This window comes from Nocardia gamkensis NBRC 108242 (assembly GCF_001612985.1).
Taxonomy (GTDB): Bacteria; Actinomycetota; Actinomycetes; order Mycobacteriales; family Mycobacteriaceae; genus Nocardia; species Nocardia gamkensis.
In genome coordinates, this window is the sequence record NZ_BDBM01000004.1 from 255,836 (window position 1) to 270,814 (window position 14,979).

17 protein-coding genes are annotated in these 14,979 nt (G+C 69.9%); 13 read left to right on the forward strand and 4 right to left on the reverse strand.

Translation table 11 applies throughout. The features are described from left to right. Window positions 1–7 precede the first annotated feature (7 nt). From proC to NG1_RS04400, 5 genes are all read left to right on the forward strand, one after another. Window positions 8–826: a pyrroline-5-carboxylate reductase gene (proC, locus tag NG1_RS04385; protein ID WP_062968194.1), complete on the forward strand. Its 819-nt coding sequence runs from the start codon at window positions 8–10 to the stop codon at window positions 824–826. Between the two features lie 145 nt (window positions 827–971). Further along, window positions 972–1,274 (forward strand): helix-turn-helix domain-containing protein, encoded by a 303-nt coding sequence (locus NG1_RS04390; protein WP_371855955.1) that lies wholly within the window; start codon window positions 972–974, stop codon window positions 1,272–1,274. Between the two features lie 225 nt (window positions 1,275–1,499). Next, window positions 1,500–1,601 (forward strand): 30S ribosomal protein bS22, encoded by a 102-nt coding sequence (locus tag NG1_RS35190; RefSeq protein WP_003402602.1) that lies wholly within the window; start codon window positions 1,500–1,502, stop codon window positions 1,599–1,601. A gap of 208 nt (window positions 1,602–1,809) precedes the next feature. After that, window positions 1,810–2,883: an NAD-dependent epimerase/dehydratase family protein gene (locus NG1_RS04395; RefSeq protein WP_062968387.1), complete on the forward strand. Its 1,074-nt coding sequence runs from the start codon at window positions 1,810–1,812 to the stop codon at window positions 2,881–2,883. After that, entirely contained in the window at window positions 2,880–3,887 is a 1,008-nt protein-coding gene (locus NG1_RS04400; protein ID WP_062968196.1) for a lysophospholipid acyltransferase family protein, read from the forward strand. Before NG1_RS04395 ends, NG1_RS04400 begins: the two co-directional genes overlap by 4 nt. Window positions 3,888–3,893: 6 nt before the next feature. Here the strand turns inward: NG1_RS04400 and NG1_RS04405 are convergent, their stop codons facing one another. Further along, window positions 3,894–4,838: an HAD family hydrolase gene (locus NG1_RS04405; RefSeq protein WP_062968389.1), complete on the reverse strand. Its 945-nt coding sequence runs from the start codon at window positions 4,836–4,838 to the stop codon at window positions 3,894–3,896. Between the two features lie 222 nt (window positions 4,839–5,060). Here NG1_RS04405 and NG1_RS04410 point away from each other — a divergent pair, with 222 nt between their 5' ends. The 6 genes from NG1_RS04410 to NG1_RS04435 all read left to right on the forward strand — a co-directional run bounded on the left by NG1_RS04410 (window position 5,061) and on the right by NG1_RS04435 (window position 11,210). After that, entirely contained in the window at window positions 5,061–5,321 is a 261-nt protein-coding gene (locus tag NG1_RS04410; protein ID WP_062968198.1) for a glutaredoxin family protein, read from the forward strand. 239 nt (window positions 5,322–5,560) lie between these two features. Then, the gene (locus NG1_RS04415; protein WP_062968200.1) at window positions 5,561–6,406 is read left to right on the forward strand and encodes a redox-sensing transcriptional repressor Rex; all 846 of its coding nucleotides are present in this window, start codon (window positions 5,561–5,563) and stop codon (window positions 6,404–6,406) included. Between the two features lie 70 nt (window positions 6,407–6,476). Continuing rightward, window positions 6,477–7,919, forward strand: a complete 1,443-nt coding sequence (locus NG1_RS04420; RefSeq protein WP_062968202.1) for a glutamyl-tRNA reductase — start codon at window positions 6,477–6,479, stop codon at window positions 7,917–7,919. Next, window positions 7,916–8,971, forward strand: coding sequence for a hydroxymethylbilane synthase (gene hemC / locus NG1_RS04425; RefSeq protein ID WP_062968204.1), 1,056 nt, complete (start codon window positions 7,916–7,918; stop codon window positions 8,969–8,971). The genes NG1_RS04420 and hemC overlap by 4 nt, the downstream gene beginning before the upstream one ends. Window positions 8,972–9,032: 61 nt before the next feature. Next, window positions 9,033–10,595 carry a bifunctional uroporphyrinogen-III C-methyltransferase/uroporphyrinogen-III synthase gene (locus NG1_RS04430; RefSeq protein WP_062968206.1) on the forward strand — a complete coding sequence of 521 codons (1,563 nt, stop codon included), beginning with the start codon at window positions 9,033–9,035 and terminating at the stop codon, window positions 10,593–10,595. A 408-nt stretch (window positions 10,596–11,003) separates the two neighbouring features. Continuing rightward, complete coding sequence (locus NG1_RS04435) at window positions 11,004–11,210, forward strand: hypothetical protein (protein ID WP_062968209.1); 207 nt, start codon at window positions 11,004–11,006, stop codon at window positions 11,208–11,210. 7 nt (window positions 11,211–11,217) lie between these two features. On the opposite strand, the gene NG1_RS04440 is transcribed toward NG1_RS04435, so the two are convergent. The 3 genes from NG1_RS04440 to NG1_RS04450 all read right to left on the reverse strand — a co-directional run bounded on the left by NG1_RS04440 (window position 11,218) and on the right by NG1_RS04450 (window position 13,245). Next, window positions 11,218–11,490 (reverse strand): hypothetical protein, encoded by a 273-nt coding sequence (locus NG1_RS04440; protein WP_040870381.1) that lies wholly within the window; start codon window positions 11,488–11,490, stop codon window positions 11,218–11,220. Between the two features lie 114 nt (window positions 11,491–11,604). Further along, window positions 11,605–12,414, reverse strand: a complete 810-nt coding sequence (locus NG1_RS04445; RefSeq protein WP_062968211.1) for a tetratricopeptide repeat protein — start codon at window positions 12,412–12,414, stop codon at window positions 11,605–11,607. Between the two features lie 45 nt (window positions 12,415–12,459). Next, window positions 12,460–13,245, reverse strand: a complete 786-nt coding sequence (locus NG1_RS04450; RefSeq protein ID WP_062968213.1) for a hypothetical protein — start codon at window positions 13,243–13,245, stop codon at window positions 12,460–12,462. Window positions 13,246–13,427: 182 nt separating this feature from the next. Between NG1_RS04450 and hemB the strand changes: the two genes are divergently transcribed. Both hemB and NG1_RS04460 read left to right on the forward strand, forming a co-directional pair. Further along, a complete protein-coding gene (gene hemB / locus NG1_RS04455) occupies window positions 13,428–14,405 on the forward strand; it encodes a porphobilinogen synthase (protein ID WP_062968215.1) in 978 nt (325 codons plus the stop codon). Window positions 14,406–14,410: 5 nt separating this feature from the next. Then, window positions 14,411–14,926: a hypothetical protein gene (locus NG1_RS04460; RefSeq protein WP_062968391.1), complete on the forward strand. Its 516-nt coding sequence runs from the start codon at window positions 14,411–14,413 to the stop codon at window positions 14,924–14,926. Window positions 14,927–14,979: the final 53 nt, after the last annotated feature.

Below are 14,979 nucleotides of genomic sequence, written 5' to 3' on the forward strand. Positions count from 1 at the left end.
GACCCCCATGACGAGAATTGCGGTGATCGGTGGCGGGCGCATCGGGGAGGCGTTGGTCGCCGGGTTGCTGGAGTCCGGGCGGCTGACCAAGGACCTGGTCGTCGTGGAGACCCACCGGGAGCGGGCCCATCAGCTCGCCGACCGCTTCGGGATCCGGGTCACCGACGACTTGGCCGATGCCGCCGTGGGCGCGGATCTGCTGGTGATCGCGGTGAAACCGGGCGATGTGGACGCCGTGCTCGCGCCGCTGGGCAAGGCGGAGATCGGCAGCGACCGCGATCAGGTCCTGGTCTCGCTGGCCGCGGGTGTGCCGACCGCGCGGCTGGAGGGCAAGATGCCCGCCGGATTTCCGGTGGTCCGGGTGATGGCGAATACGCCGATGCTGGTGGGACAGGGGATGAGCGTCATCGCGCCGGGTCGCTACGCGCGCGAGCAGCATCTGGAGCTGGTGGCCGAGATTCTCGGCGCGGTCGGCAAGGTGGTCACGGTGGCGGAGAGCCAGATGGACGCGGTCACCGCCGTGTCCGGATCGGGGCCCGCCTATTTCTTCCTGGTCGTGGAGGCCATGGTCGACGCGGGCGTCGGGCTGGGGCTCACCAGGGATGTGGCCACCCAACTCGTCGTGCAGACCATGGTCGGCTCGGCCGCCCTGCTGGACGGCTCAGGCCAGACCGCCGCGGAACTGCGCGCCGCGGTCACCTCGCCCGCCGGCACCACCGCCGCGGCGATCCGCGAGCTGGAGCGCGTAGGACTACGCTCGGCATTCCTGGAAGCGCTCTTCGCGGCCAAGCAACGGTCGGTCGAACAAGGCGCGTCCGCGGAGTGACCGGTCTGTATGAAATCGGAAAACCCGATTTCTCACTCCCGTCGCAGTAACACCACTGGTCCCGCTAAGCTTCAAGGAGCACGTGCGTGTCTGTTCCGTCGGTGGGGAAGCCGGTGGCGCGGACGTGCCGGAGGTCAATGGTGCAATGATGTCTGCGAACAAGATGTCTGCGAATTCCGGAGCGTCCGGCGGCTCCGGTCCCGCGGGCGGTCGGGGGAATTCCCGTACACAGCGTGAGGCCGCGACACAGGGGCAATCCGTGCTCGGCGGCGGCACCCAGTTTCTCACCGTCGCCGAAGTGGCGAGTCTGATGCGGGTGTCCAAGATGACGGTCTACCGGCTGGTGCACTCGGGCGAGTTGCCCGCCGTGCGCGTCGGCCGATCGTTCCGAGTGCACGCCAAGGCGGTACACGACTATCTGGAAACGTCCTATTTCGACGCCGGATGAGGCGGTTTCGAGACCAGCGGGGCGTGCCGGTACGATAGATCCTCGGTTCGTGTTCGCCCGCCGGTGGCATCGCTGTTCGTTGCCTCGTGGTATCCGGCGGCGCGAACACGGGGCGTGAGCTTGCCCAGCGACCCCGGCCCTCGGCCGGGGCCGGGGCGGACGGACGTCCGGCAATCGCGCACGGGCAGCGTGCGCGCCGAGTAGAGAGAACGCGAGGACAACCCTATGGGTTCTGTGATCAAGAAGCGCCGCAAGCGCATGTCGAAGAAGAAGCACCGCAAGCTGCTTCGCCGCACGCGTGTCCAGCGGCGCAAACTCGGCAAGTAGGCATCGCTGCGTGTTAGCTGCGAGGGGCCCGTCACCAATAGGTGACGGGCCTTTTGTTTGAAATTTGAAATTTTGAAATCGCCATTTGTATCACGTGACTGAAGTCATCGTTAGATCCTGGTTAATACTCTCGGTGAGCGGGTAGGCAGCCGCTACGCTGGGCACTGGGAATAATCACAAGGGCGGGCTGGCAAGGGAAAGGGTGCCGGTGGGTTCTGAGGGTCGGGAAGGACACGCGCCGAAGGTAGTGCTGGTCACTGGAGCCAGCCACTTCTTCGGCGGCACGGTCGTCGCACGCCTCGCCCAGGATCCCGGGATCGAGCGCATTCTCGCCGTCGACACGATGACCCCCGGCCGAGAGTTGCAGCGGCGCATGGGCCGCGCCGAATTCGTGCGAGCGGACATCCGAAACCCGTTGATCCGTAAGGTGATCGATGGTGCGGAGGTGGACACCGTGGTGCACACCGCCCTGCTGACCCGCCCGCCCGCGGGCGGCGGTCGCGCGGTGATGAAGGATCACAACGTTCTCGGCGCGATGCAGCTGTTCGCGGTGTGCCAGAAGGTGGCTTCGGTGCGCCGGGTGGTGGTGCGCTCCTCGTCGGCGGTGTACGGGTGCAGTGCGAAGGATCCCGCGAAATTCAGCGAGGAAATGAGCGCCCGCACGCCACCGCGCGGCGGGTTCGCGCGCGACATGATCGATATAGAGGGTTATGTTCGCGGCCTCGCCCGGCGGCGTCCCGATATCGCCACGTCAATTTTGCGATTCGCACCGATCGTGGGCCCGCGGCTGGCCGCCCGCGGTGCGCAATATCTGCGTTCGCCGGTGACCCCGACCGTATTCGGCCGGGACGCCAGGATGCAGCTGCTGCACGAGGAGGACGCGGTGGCCGCGCTGACCCACGCGGCACGGCGTACGGTCAGTGGCACGTATAACATTGCGGGTGACGGCGCGCTGTCGCTGTCGCAGGCGGTCCGGCGGGCGGGCCGGATCGAGTTGCCCGTTCCCTTCACGATGTTCCGCACCGCGGGTCGCTTCCTCATGGGCCCGGTGATGCGGGAGTTCTCCGCCGAACAGCTCGACTATTTCCACTTCGGCTGTGGCCTGGACACCACGCGCATGCGCACCGAACTCGAGTTCGTGCCGCGCTGGACGACGGTGCAGGCGTTCGACGACTTCATCGGGGGCGCAGCGTTGCGGCCCGTAGTCGATCCAGCGTGGATCGACGCCGCAGAACACAAACTGCTCGGCCTGCTCGGGGCCGGTACGGGAGCACACCAATGAATGACGTAGCGAAAGTCATCCAACTCCACGATCTTCAGATCGAGACGCGTCAGCGTCCGGCGCCACGCCGCTTGGCCGCTCCGAGTCCGGTGACCTCGCTGGTCGAGCGGCGCGCGGCGGTGACGCCCGCCGCGCCGCAGTCGCTGTCCGGGATGCTGCGTGGCGCACTCGGCAAGCAGATCTCCAAGACCGCGGACTTCGCGCGCCGCAGGCTCACCGGCGACTACCAGCTCGATGAATTCGGTTTCGACGAGCACCTGCTCGAGTCGGTCATCCTGCCCGCCCTGCGCCCGCTGTCGGACCTGTGGTTCCGGGTGGAGGTCAGCGGGATCGAAAACCTGCCGGAGGCGGGCGGCGCGCTGATCGTGGCCAACCACGCGGGCACCGTGCCGCTGGACGGCCTGATGCTGCAGCTGGCCGTGCACGACCGGCACCCCAAGCAGCGCGCGCTGCGCTTGCTGGCGGCCGACCTGATCTTCGAGACACCGGTGCTCGGTGTGCTGGCGCGCCGCGCGGGTCACACCCTGGCCTGCCGGGAGGATGCCGAACGACTGCTGCGCTCCGGCGAGCTGACCGGCGTTTTCCCGGAAGGGTTCAAGGGCGTCGGCAAGCAGTACACCGATCGCTACAAGCTGCAACGCTTCGGCCGGGGCGGCTTCGTCGCCGCGGCGGTGCGCACCGGCGTGCCGATCATCCCGTGCTCGATCGTCGGCTCCGAGGAGATCTACCCGAAGCTGGCCGATCTCAAGCCGCTGGCCCGGTTGCTCGGCCTCCCGTACTTCCCGGTGACGCCGCTGTTCCCGCACCTGGGCCCGCTCGGCGCGGTACCGCTGCCGTCCAAGTGGTACATCGAATTCGGCACCCCCGTCCCGACCACGCCCTACGAGCCGGAGGCCGCCGACGACCCGATGACCATGTTCGAGGTCACCGACCAGGTACGCGAGACCATCCAGCAGACGCTCTACAAGCTGCTCACCAAGCGCCGCAACGTCTTCACCGGGTAGGGGTTGCTAGTGGTCGTCGCGGCGGCGGGTGACGGCCGCGGCGACGGCGCCGCCTGCCGCGCCGAGGGCCAGGGCGGTGGGCACGCCGATCTTCGCGGCCTTGCGGCCGGTGCGGAAGTCGCGGATCTCCCAGCCGCGGTTCTTGGCGACTTCGCGTAGGTCCGAGTCCGGGTTGATCGCCACGGCGGTGCCGACCAGCGAGAGCATCGGCACGTCGTTGTGGCTGTCGGAATACGCGGTGCAGCGCTTGAGGTTCAGGCCCTCGCGGATCGCCAGCGTGCGCACCGCGTGCGCCTTGCCCAGGCCGTGCAGGATGTCGCCGACCAGTCGCCCGGTGAACGTCCCGTCCACGCTCTCGGCCACGGTGCCCAGCGCTCCGGTGAGGCCGAGCCGCTTGGCGATCACCTGCGCCAGTTCCACCGGGGTCGCGGTCACCAGCCACACCTGCTGGCCCGCGTCCAGATGCATCTGCGCGAGCGCGCGAGTGCCGGGCCAGATCTTGTCGGCGATGATCTCGTCGTAGATCTCCTCGCCCAGCGCGGCCAGTTCGGCGGTCGAGCGCCCGGCGATGAATGCCAGCGCCTTCTCCTTGCCGCTGGCCATATCGGTGCTGCTCTCCTTGCCGGTGACCCGGAATTTCACCTGTTTCCAGGCGACGTCCACCAGATCGGAGGTCTTGAAGTACTTGCGCGCCGCCAGACCGCGGGCGAAATGCACGATGGACGCGCCCTGCACCATGGTGTTGTCGACGTCGAAGAACGCCGCCGCGGTCAGGTCGCGCGGCGCCTCCAGGCCTGCCACCGCCTCGCCCGCGGCGAGTTCCGCGTCGTGCAGGGTGAGTGCCGCGTCGGCGCTCGCCTCACCGGCCAGATTGGCCCGCAATTCCTCTTCACTCGGGCCGAAGGGGCTGCGCGAGATGCGGGCGAGCTGGTCTTGCAGACCCTGGCCCATCTGGCTCAGATTCCACCGCGCCGGAAACTCACCGAACCGTCCCGCGATGAATCCGGCCCTCGCCACCTTCGATCGTTCCGGCACCAGTACCTCCGCCCGTCGCGCGAACCATGTCAACAGTAGCCGGATCATGCGACAGTCACGGCAGAAGGCGGCGCGCGACACATTCGCGTGGCGCACACCGAGCCCTCGCGGTGTTCGGCCCCGGATTAAATTTCGGTCATGACCAATCACACACATTCGGTGACATTGCTGACTCGCGCGGGGTGCGGGCTGTGTGCGACGGCACTGCGACAGCTGAGCGTGATCTGCGCCGAATTCGGTATCGAACCGGGGACCGTCGACGTCGACGAAGCCGCCGCCACCGACCCTGGCCTGCGCGCGGAGTACGGCGACCGGCTTCCCGTCGTTCTGCTCGACGGCCGCGAACACAGCTATTTCGATGTCGACGAGACCCGATTGCGGGCGGACTTGAAGCGCTGAGTACCCCGTTTTCCGTCCGATTCGGCCGCTGCGCTGGTCGCGGCGGAAAATGAGGCCAATTTCACCGACTTTGTGCAGGGCTTCACAAGCAGTTACGGTGGTGGCACGCGACCCGCATGCCGAGGCTGCGGAGCCGCCCCGAAATCCGAAACTTCGACACCATGGCACCGGACCGCCCCCGGGTCAGCGGGGTCGAGCGACGAACCGGAGCCCGAGGCCCGGGACGAGGAGCCGACGACGTGACAGAGCAGCATGAGGCGCCGGGTGGCGTCTCCGGCAGGGCTCTGCAGAAGGACATCCCGCAGGCCACCGTCGCGCGACTGGCTACCTACCTCCGGGTCCTCGCCATGTTGGCCGACGACGGTGTTGCCATCGTATCTAGTGAGGAACTGGCTGTCGCGGCGGGTGTCAATTCGGCCAAATTGCGCAAGGATCTGTCCTTCCTCGGCCCCAACGGAGTTCGCGGCGTCGGTTACGACGTGGCCAAGCTCCGCGCCCGGATCGAGGGCGTCCTCGGCCTGTCCCAGGGCCACCGTGTCGTGCTGGTCGGCGCGGGGAACCTGGGCCGCGCCCTGGTCGGCTACGGCGGATTCCGGCGGCGCGGTTTCACGGTGGTCGGCATTTTCGACAGCGACCCCCGCGTGATCGGCATACCGGTCGCAGGCCTGGTGGTGCGTGACGTCACCGAGTTGGCCGCCGCGGTCGCCGATCTGAAGCCGACCATCGCGGTCGTCACCGTGCCCGACGACGCCGCCCAGGACGTGTGCGACCGGCTCGTCGCGTCCGGACTGCAGTCGATTCTGAGCTTCGCCCCCTGCGAGCTGGTCGCACCGGCGACGGTCGAGGTCCGTCGCGTCGACCTGGCCGTCGAGATGCAGATGCTCTCGTTCGAACGGGTGCGCAACGCCGAGCAGCCTCCGCTGCCGGAGGTCGCGCACGCCGGGTCGGGGCGCATCGCGCACCGTCTGCCCGCGCCGCACGTGGCGCCCGCGCACCCGGCGCTCCAGCACTCGGCAACCCCCCATACGGCAACCTCGCATACGGCAACGGAGCCAAGCAGCAAGGGATCGGTGGTCACACCATGAGTGAGCGCAGCGAGCGAATCATGCAGCACAGCACGGCGGTGTGTCCCGCCCGTGCCGGGATGGTGGCGGCATGAGCGTTCTCCTCGTCGGCATCTCGCATCGCAGCGCGCCGGTCCCGGTCCTGGAGAAGGTGGCCGTCACCGACGCCGACCGGCCGAAACTGATCGACCGCCTGATCTCCTCCAGCCACGTGTCCGAGGCGATGATCGTCTCCACCTGCAATCGGGTGGAGGTCTACGCGGTGGTCGACGCCTTCCACGGCGGCCTCGCCGAGATCGGTGACCTGCTGACCAAGCACTCCGGCCTGCCGATGCCGGATCTGACCAAGCACGCCTACGTCCGTTACTCCGAGGCCGCCGCCGAGCATCTGTTCGCCGTGGCCAGCGGACTGGACTCGATGGTGGTCGGCGAGCAGCAGGTGCTCAGCCAGATCCGCGGCGCCTACGCCTCCGCCGACGCGCAGCAGGCGGTCGGACGGACCCTGCACGAACTGGCGCAGCACGCGCTGCGGGTCGGCAAGCGGGTGCACGCCGAAACCGGCATCGATCGCGCGGGCGCGTCGGTGGTTTCGGTGGCGCTCGATCGCGCGCAGCAGGTACTCGGCCCGCTGGCCGGCCGGACCGCCGCTGTGGTCGGAGCGGGCGCCATGGGCGGTCTCGCGGTCGCGCATCTCTCACGCGCCGGGATCGGCCGGATCATCGTGGTGAACCGCACTCTCGCGCGGGCGCGCAGACTCGCCGAGACCGCGCGAACGCACGGCGTCGAGGCCGAGGCCATGGAGCTGTCGCGGCTCACCGAGGCGATGTCCGCGTCCGACGTGGTGGTCACCTGCACCGGTGCGGTCGGCACGGTCGTGACGCTCGCCGACACCCACCGCGCGCTCACCGAGCGCGAGCGCGGCGAGGAATTCGCCACCGTCGAGCGGCCGTTGGTGTTCTGCGATCTCGGCTTGCCGCGCGATGTCGAGCACGCCGTGGCCGGACTGCCCGGCGTCACGCTCATCGATATCGAGACATTGCAACGCGATCCGGCGGCGGGCGCCGCCGCCGACGACACCGCGGCCGCGCGGTCGATCGTGGCCGACGAATTGGCCAAATACCTTGCCGGTCAGCGGATGGCCGAGGTCACCCCGACGGTGGCGGCGCTGCGCCAGCGCGCCGCGGAGGTGGTCGAGGCCGAACTCCTCCGGCTGGATTCGCGGTTGCCCGGCCTGGCCGACCCGGAACGCGACGAGGTCGCGCGCACGGTGCGCCGGGTGGTCGACAAGCTGCTGCACGCGCCGACGGTGCGGGTCAAGCAGCTCGCGTCCACGCCGGGCGGCGACAGCTACGCCGAAGCGCTGCGCGAATTGTTCGAACTCAAACCAGGTGCGGCCCAAGCGGTCGCCGCGCCTATGGAGATCACCGCGCTCGCCGGAGATCATGCGGAGATCACAGCGGCCGACGCGGAGATCGCGCTGGCCGACGACTTCACCGCAGGCCATCGCGGCGAGGAACAGGGGCAGACGGCATGACCATGGTGCACCGAGAAGACAACGCGACCGCGGAGGGCACCCGTACCCCGTGGCGGATCGGCACCCGGGGGAGCCTGCTCGCGCTCACCCAGGCGGGCACGGTGCGCGACGCGCTGATCGCGGCCGGGCAGCCGGCCGAGCTGGTCGTCATCAAGACCGCGGGCGACCTGTCGTCGGACCCGGTGCAGCAGATCGGCGTCGGCGTGTTCACCTCCGCGCTCCGCGACGAGCTGGCGGCGGGCGCGATCGATATCGCCGTGCACTCCTACAAGGATCTGCCCACCGCGCAGGACCCGCGCTTCACCATCGCCGCCATCCCGCCCAGGGAGGACCCGCGCGACGCACTGGTCGCACGCGACGGGCTGGTGCTCGGCGAGCTGCCCGCCGGTGCCAAGGTCGGCACCTCCGCGCCGCGCCGCGCGGCCCAGCTGCGGGCGCTCGGGCTCGGCCTGGACGTCGTCCCGCTGCGCGGCAACCTGGACACCCGGCTGCGCAAGGTCAGCGAGGGCGAGCTGGACGCCGTGGTGGTGGCCAGAGCCGGACTGGCCCGCATCGACCGGCTGGACGCGGTCACCGAGGCCTTGGAGCCGGTGCAGATGCTGTCGGCGCCCGCTCAGGGCGCGCTCGCGGTGGAATGCCGCAGCGACCACGCCGCGCTGGTGGAGATCCTGTCCGGACTGGACGACGCGGCCACCCGCGCGTCGGTCGTCGCGGAGCGGTCGCTGCTGGCCGAACTGGAGGCGGGCTGCACCGCGCCGATCGGCGCGCTCGCCGAAGTGGTCGAATCGCTCGACGACGACGGGCGGATCGTGGACGAGTTGTCGCTGCGCGCCTGCGCGGCGGCCGTCGACGGATCCGACGTGCTGCGGGCCTCGGTGGTCGGCGCCCCGGCCGACGCGGAGGAACTCGGCCGTGCGCTTGCCCGCGAGTTGCTCGACATGGGTGCGCGCGAGTTGCTCGCCGCCGAACCGGACGACGGTTCCCCCGCCCGGGCGGTGAGTTCGCCCGCCACAGACTTGCCCAACCCCAGCCCAATGGAGAACAGCCGATGAGCGGAAGCACAGGCACCGTGCCCTCGGGTATGCCGGAGCCGAGCGCAAGCGAGGTGCAGGCATGAGCCGAGCCACGAAGAAGCACCCCGGTCGCATCCTTTTCGTCGGATCGGGTCCTGGTGACCCGGCGCTGCTCACCGTCCGGGCCCGTGAGGTGATCGGACGGGCGACGCTGGCGTTCACCGACCCGGACGTCGACAAGGGCGTGCTCGCCCTGATCGGCACCTCGGTCGAGCCGGGGCCGGAGGGGGAACGTCCCGTCGACGTGCGGCCCGCGCTCGGCGAGCCCGCCGAGGTGGCCAAGACACTGATCGCCGAAGCGCGCGCCGGGCACGACGTGGTGCGTGTGGTCGCGGGCGACCCACTGACCACCGACTCGGTGATCGCCGAAGTCAACGCCGTCACCAGGTCGCACATGGTCTTCGAGGTGCTGCCCGGCCTGCCCAACGGCTCCGCGGTGCCCAGCTACGCGGGCATCGCACTGGGTTCCGGGCACACCGAGGCGGACGTGCGCGGCGAGGTCGACTGGGCCGCGCTCGCGGCCGCTCCCGGCCCGCTCGTGCTGCACGCGACCTCCGGGCATCTCGCGGAGACCGCGAGCGCCCTGGTCGAGCACGGCATGGCGCCGCAGACCCCGGTCGCGGTGACGGTGCGGGGCACCACCCGCCAGCAGCGCACCATCGAAGCCACCCTGGCCACGCTGAACAGCGCGGCCTCGGAACTGGTCGGCCCGCTGGTGGTGACCATCGGCAAGGTGGTCGCGCACCGGTCGAAGATGTCCTGGTGGGAGTCGCGCGCACTGTACGGCTGGACCGTGCTGGTGCCGCGCACCAAGGATCAGGCCGCGGAGATGAGCGAACGGCTCGTCACGCACGGCGCCATCCCGATGGAGGTGCCGACCATCGCGGTCGAGCCACCGCGCAGCCCCGCCCAGATGGAGCGCGCGGTCAAGGGTCTGGTCGACGGGCGCTACCAGTGGGTGGTGTTCACCTCCACCAACGCGGTGCGCGCGGTCTGGGAGAAGTTCGCCGAGTTCGGCCTGGACGCGCGGGCGTTCTCCGGCGTGAAGATCGCCTGCGTGGGCGAGGCCACCGCGGAGAAGGTGCGGTCGTTCGGCATCAACCCGGAGCTGGTGCCCAGCGGCGAGCAGTCCTCCGAGGGGCTGCTGGCCGACTTCCCGCCCTACGACGACGTGTTCGACCCGGTGAACCGGGTGCTGCTGCCGCGCGCCGACATCGCCACAGAGACGCTGGCCGAGGGGCTGCGCGACCGCGGCTGGGAGATCGATGACGTGACGGCCTACCGCACGGTGCGCGCCTCGCCGCCGCCCGCGGAGACCCGCGAGATGATCAAGACCGGCGGCTTCGACGCGGTCCTGTTCACCTCGTCCTCCACGGTGCGCAACCTGGTGGGCATCGCGGGCAAGCCGCACGCGCGCACCATCGTGGCGTGCATCGGCCCCAAGACCGCCGAGACCGCCATCGAATTCGGCCTGCGCGTGGACGTGCAGCCCGAGGTGGCCCAGGTCGGTCCCCTGGTCGAAGCGCTGGCCGAGCACGCGGCCCGGCTGCGCGCCGAAGGCCTCCTGCCGCCTCCCCGGAAGAAGAGCCGCCGCAGTAGGTAGCTGTGTTGGATTTGCCGCGCCTTCGCGCGGCGTGTTCGCGGCCCCCTAGTGGCTCGCGTTTGCGCGACCGCCGCTTGCTCCTTCGTCGCGTACGCGGCGGCCGCGCAAACGCGAGCCGGGCCGCGAACGGCGCATGCTCGGTCTCGCTTCGCTCGGAAGACGTGGTTGGGGTGCGCTGGGTGCGTAAGGCCGACCGCTACGGATCGGAGCTCGCCGTTCTGGGTGCGGAGGGCGGTCCCAGTCGGCGGCCGCGTTTACGCCCTGGGCCGCAAGGGGCGATGCTCGGTCTCGGTCTCGCTGCCGGGTACGCAGGCCAGGTGGTCGATGCGGCGTCGGCGCGTTACGACCTGCGTCGTGATGTGGGCTCGCGCTGTTCGCTGACTGTGGCTCCGAGGAATTCCCGGCCTCGTGATATCCCTGCTCACAGAAACCGAACTCGACTGGACGGTCGTGCGCCCGAGTGGCCTGTACACCTCTGCGCTCGTCATGATCCTTGTCGGCCCGCGGGTGGACGAACAGGGCATCGACCCCTGGCCGCCCTTTGTTGGTTCGCGGTCGCGAATACGCGCTGCGTCAAGCGCGACGTGGCTTCGCGACCGCGAACCGATCGAGTGATCGGCGCTCAGTACCGCTTGCGCATCAAGGTGCGGACCATGGAGCAGGTCGCGTCGGACGGAGGTCGGATGCCGATCACCTCGGCGGTGTGCCTGATTCGCTTGTTCGTGGCGTAACTCGGGGCGTAGACGCCGGAGTCGAGCAGCGCGATCGCCAGGCGCATCGCCTTCAGCCGCCGGTTGTGCAGGACATACCACGCCCGCGGACGGCCCGCGGGCAGCCTGCGCTTCTCCAGCGGGGCATAGGGGCGATCGATGAGAACGGTTTGTGGTGTGCGCATTGGCATCCCTCCCGTGGCGATCGGGGGCGGAAGCCCCCTCGAACGTACCTTCGATTCTACCCGGGGGCACCGACAAAGTCCGCAGGCCACAAGGGCTTTCACCCCGTCGGCGGCTCACAGATCGTGCAACAGCCGCAGCGACTGCGGATGGCCCAGCGCGGCCGCGCGTTCCAGCCACCGCCGAGCTTCCCGCTGCGCCGGTGTGCGGCCGGTCGCGATGGCGGCGGCGGTTCGCAGCACCTCGGGGTCGGCGAAATCGCCTGCCAGGTAAGGCGTGTTGGCCGCACGCAGCAATAGTGCGAGATGGAACATCGAGTCGGGGTCATCCGCTTCGGCGCCCTTGCGCAGCCACCGCTCACCCTCGGCTCGGTCGCCACGGTCCAGGTGCAGCGCGCCCAGTATCGCCATCGCATCGGTTCTTCCGCGGCGCGCGGCCTCGGTGAGCAGGTCGATCGCACGGCCGAATTCGCCGCGACGCGCCAGGTGCAGACCCAGGCTGCGCATGGCCGTCGGGTTGCCGGCACGAACCGCTCGTTCGTACCACTGCTCGGCCTCTTCGTCGCGGCCGCGCCGATTCGCGAGTACGCCCATGTTGCAGAGAGCCTCGGGCAATCCGCGCTCGGCCGCGGGCCGCAGCCAGCGCTCGGCCTCGTCCAGATTTCCGCGCTCGGTGTGCAGCAGGCCCAGCTGCATCCCCGCCGCCTCGTTGCCGCGCGCGGCGGCGGTCTCCAGCCAGCTGATCCCCTCGCCGATCCGGCCGTCGGCCCCCAGCAGGGCGCCGAGCATTCCCATGGCGGGCGCGCTGCCACCCGCGGCGGCCCGGCGCAGCCAATGTTCGGCGCCCGCCGCGTCGCCCGCGTCCCACAGCGCTTCGGCGCGTCGTTGCATGGCGAGCAGTTCGACCTCGCTCGGTCGCTCGGTCATCTCAGCACCCCGCCTCGCGAGACTCCGCGGAATCCACGCTGTCCATCATCGCGCCTGTTGGAGCGGGGCGCGGTACCCGTTCGCCCGCGCGTATGCGGCCAGCTGCGCGTCGTAGTTGCGGAGGCTGTCCAGCAACCAGGTGTGTCCGGTGTCCTTGACGACCACGATCGGCCCGCGGCTGCCCGGCGGAAGCGTGGGAACCGAGCCGTCGAGGTACCAGGATGTGGTCGACCACGGGAAGATGAAGGCCCAGCCGATGTCGGCGACCCGCTGCGGCGGACCGAGCTGCAACGGGTCGGCCGGGGTGGCATGGCGTGCGCTGTGCTCGGCCAGCAAGTGCCGTGCGCTGTTACGGGCCACCCGCACGTCGAGCGGCCCCGAAGTGGTGCAGGGGAACCGCAGGCTGATTTCCGCCCCGGGGCGCAGCAGTCGGCCCGCCTCTTCCAGCACCCGGCACGGCCTGCTCCGCAAGCGCAGGAAGACGCTGCGGGCGGTGTCGGAGAACCGTAGCTGCACCGTGGCGTCCTCGGTGCCGCCGACCAGGTGCGTGCCCCGGCTGCGCACCCACTCGTGCTCGTCGGGACGGATGCCGAGGCTGGGAAAGGCTACGTGCGCGCACGGCATCACCCCGGACGTGGCCGATTGCCGGGCGAGGAACTCGACGCTGAAGTTCTGCCCCGTGGCGTCGGTGGCGCGCCAGGTTCGCAGCGCTGCCGCGGGCGGGGGGAGACCGTCGGTCAGTACCGGCCACCAGTCCGACAGCAGTACCGCCACCCACGACTCGAAGTCGGCGGCTCTGGCCAGCGAGATGTCGATGTGCGGATCGGTCATGCTGTCCCCCAGCGGGTCTCGCCCCTAGTCGGAGTATGCGCCTCCGGGCGCGGTGCGAGGTGTGATTTCACACACCGTTATCAGTCGGATGACATGCGCGATCGCCGCGTAACGGGCCGGGGGCCGTAAGCGGGCGACGGGCGCTCGCGACAGTCGATCGCGCCGGGCGTATCGTGCGATTCATGACCGGAATGGACCGCCCACGGCGGTTGCGCCGCACCCCGGCTTTGCGTCGTCTCGTGGCCGAAACGACACTCGAACCACGACAATTGGTACTGCCGATGTTCGTGGCCGACGGCTTGGCGGAACCGCGCCCGATCGGCTCCATGCCGGGCGTGGTGCAGCACTCGCTGGACTCGCTGCGCAAGACGGCCGTCGAGGCCGTCACGGCCGGTGTGGGCGGCATTATGCTCTTCGGCGTGCCGCGCCCGGAGGACAAGGACGCCGTCGGCGGCGCCGCCAGTGACCCGCGCGGCATTCTCAACCGCGGCCTGCGTGCGCTCGCCGACGAGGTGGGCGACTCGACCGTGGTCATGGCGGACACCTGCCTCGACGAGTTCACCGACCACGGCCACTGCGGCGTGCTCGCCGCCGACGGCGCGGTCGACAACGACGCGACGCTGGACCGCTACGTCGAGATGGCGCTGGCCCAGGCCGAGGCGGGCGCCGACCTGCTCGGCACCAGCGGCATGATGGACGGCCAGGTCGGCGCGATCCGGCGCGGCCTGGACGCGGCCGGACGCATCGACACCGGCATCCTGGCCTACTCCGCGAAATACGCCTCGGCGTTCTACGGCCCGTTCCGGGAGGCCGTCGGCTCCTCGCTGGAAGGCGACCGGCGCACCTACCAGCAGGACCCGGCCAATCGCCGCGAGGCGATCCGCGAACTGGAATTGGACCTGGCCGAGGGTGCGGACATCGTCATGGTGAAGCCGGCCATGTCGTATCTGGACATCCTGCGCGAGGTCGCCGATCGCACGACGGTCCCGGTCGCCGCGTATCAGATATCCGGTGAGTACGCGATGATCACCGCAGCCGCCGAGCGCGGCTGGATCGACCGCCGTGGCGCCGTCCTCGAGTCACTGATGAGTATCCGCCGCGCGGGCGCGGATATCGTGCTCACCTACTGGGCGACCGAGGCCGCGAACTGGCTGTCGTGACGAACATGGCGGGACCGTTCGCCGCGGGCCCGGCCCGGCCCCCGATGCCGGAGGACGTCGGTACCGCGCGGCAGCTGTGGTGGGGTGTGATCGGATTCGGCGTCGTGCAGTTGATCGCCTCGATCGTCGCCGCGCTGGATCAGCGGCGCACGTTCGCCGAAGAGGTCTTCGAGCAGGCCAGGGTGCAGGATCCGCAGGTCACCATGGCCAGCGCGGAATTGATGGTGTCGCTGGTCTACGTCGTCGTGGTGCTGATCGGGCTGGGCGTCGCGGCGCTGGCGTCGGTGATCGTGCACCAGTTCGGGCGTGGCAAGCCATGGGCGCGCACCGTGCTGACGGTGCTCGGCGCGTGGGTGGTGGTGATCGGCGTCGGCGCGCTGCTGGCGATCGACGCGGTGGCCGGGACGGCTTCGCTCGTCGCGGGCGGCGCGTCCATCGTGCAGGCGGTGCTTGCGGTGGGCGCCATCTATCTGTCCCACCGGCCCGATTCCACCGCCTACTTCCAGCCCGGCGGGCGCTGATGCAACACGTTCCCAATTTGTCCGAGACAGTCCGGCATGTATGGTGAGGGTTG